This is a genomic window from Limosilactobacillus pontis DSM 8475, assembly GCF_001435345.1.
Lineage (GTDB): Bacteria > Bacillota > Bacilli > Lactobacillales > Lactobacillaceae > Limosilactobacillus > Limosilactobacillus pontis.
In genome coordinates, this window is record NZ_AZGO01000052.1 from 1 (window position 1) to 1,979 (window position 1,979).

2 protein-coding genes are annotated in these 1,979 nt (G+C 38.2%); both read right to left on the bottom strand.

The annotated features are described in order from the left end of the window. On the bottom strand, window positions 1-646 hold a 646-nt coding region (gene istB / locus FD34_RS04590), incomplete at its 3' end, for an IS21-like element helper ATPase IstB (RefSeq protein ID WP_057807217.1). Between the two features lies 1 nt (window position 647). Then, window positions 648-1,874, bottom strand: coding sequence for an IS21 family transposase (istA, locus tag FD34_RS04595; protein WP_057807219.1), 1,227 nt, complete (start codon window positions 1,872-1,874; stop codon window positions 648-650). Window positions 1,875-1,979: the final 105 nt, after the last annotated feature.

Here is a 1,979-nt window from a genome sequence, read left to right on the forward strand (position 1 = left end):
CCGCTTGATTATGCAGTACCGTACCCCAACTAGATAATGGGACATTGGTCGTTATGATCGTTGATTTGCGTTCATAACGACCATTTATTAATTGAAACAATAAGTTGGCTTCGTTTGCTGCGACTGGTAGGTATCCTAATTCGTCAATGACTAACAGGTCGTATCGTTTATAACGCCGCATTACCCTTTCTAGGTGCTGTTTCTCTTGAGCTGCTGTTAGTCTCAAAATTAGTTCATGGCAATTAATAAATAAGGTTCGGACACCTTGCCTACATGCCTCAACTCCTAAGCCAATCGATAAATGCGTTTTGCCGACACCCGGACTACCAATAAAAATTATATTCTCCTGATTATCTAGGAAAGACATTGTCGCAAATTCTTCGATTTGCTGTTGTTTAATGGAAGGTTGAAATTCATAGTTGAATTCGCTTAATGTTTTCACTACCGGAAATCTGGCACGTTTAATACGTCTCTTCAGGCTTTCCTTTTGCTGATAGGCTATTTCTTTATCCGTCAGCTCCAATAATGCTTCACTAAAACTAACTTGTTGATCATTTACTACTTGACGATAATCAACGATTGAAGCCGCCATATTGTTCAAATTTAACTTCGTTAAATTGGTTATTAATTTCTGATACTGATTCATTTTATTCCCCTATCTGGTCATAGATACTCAAATTTTTAAGCATATATCGGTCAATTTCCTTATTACTTTTATCCGCCATTAAATCACTTTTAAGAATGGCCCGCTGGTCATGTGGATCATAATTAAATTGCCGATCTGTTAAATCGTGATTTTGAATCTCCGCACCTTGATAAAAGATATGAATAGCTTTACCATCCTTAGTTGGTTTAATTTCAACCTCTTTTCCGATATAATTAGGGGAAACAGAGTATTGATGGTTTTGAAATCTGATCATCGAATCTCGTGATACCTTTCTGGTTTGGACGCTTTGGAAGTATCTGGTGAGATCATGATTGAAGGACCTGAGATGCTCTTTTTCTTTTGCCCATAATTCAATTGGTTGATGGTTATTTCCTTGTGATTTTTCATGATTAAGGCGATGACATATGCGATTAACGATTTCATTCAATTCACTAATCGTCTTAAATTCACCGTTATATGGTTTTAGACGTCCCATCGTTCTTGCCAATGCCTCAACGCAACCTTTGGTTTGCGGTCTAAACGGCCGACAAGCAATCGGATGGTAATCGGCATCATGACTAAACGACAAGAACTTTTCATTGAATCGATGATGACGAAAATCGCTTAGTTTATGGTCAACGACAGTTGACATATTATCGAACCAAATTTCTTTGGGAATGCCACCGGTGGCTTGAAAAGCCTCAAATAAACATCTAAAGAGAGTGTCTTGCTTTTGATCTAACGTAAGCTTGAGAAACTTAAATTTGGAATATGGTAAGACGTAAAGAAAGATACTAAAGGTATGTGGTACGCCATTCTGGTCCATCATTGTAACTTTCTCTTTCCAATCAACCTGAGCGCTCAAGCCAATTATGTGTTCCACTCTAATTGTTGCTTTCTTTACTTGAGATCTACGAAAGTGACGACAATAATCTTTGACGATCGTATATTTGCCAGTGAAGCCCTTCTCGACAATAAAATCAAAGATTGATCTAGCAGAACAGCCTGCCGCATATTTAGACTCGATAATGTCGCGATACTCATCTAATTTACTACGACGCCTGTGGCGTTGATGATTATAACTTGGATCTTGGCCATTTAAGGCCCGTAAATATGCAGCCTTTACTGTTCGTGGATCAACACCATATTGTCGAGCAATAGCCGTGTAGTTAGGTTTAATGTCTTCTATCACGAAATGTTTCATCCTTTCGTAAACGTCGTTGCGCATACTCTTCACTTCCTCATCAAATAGATAAGGTGAGTATACAAAAATTGTAGGAAAACTGACAATTTTAAACCGCCGTTTTCCTACATTTTAGTCCCGCCCTCTACA

Coding starts and splice junctions, on each gene's coding strand:
- istA (WP_057807219.1), bottom strand. CDS start 1,874: ATGCGCAACGACGTTTACGAAAGGATGAAACATTTCGTGATAGAAGAC.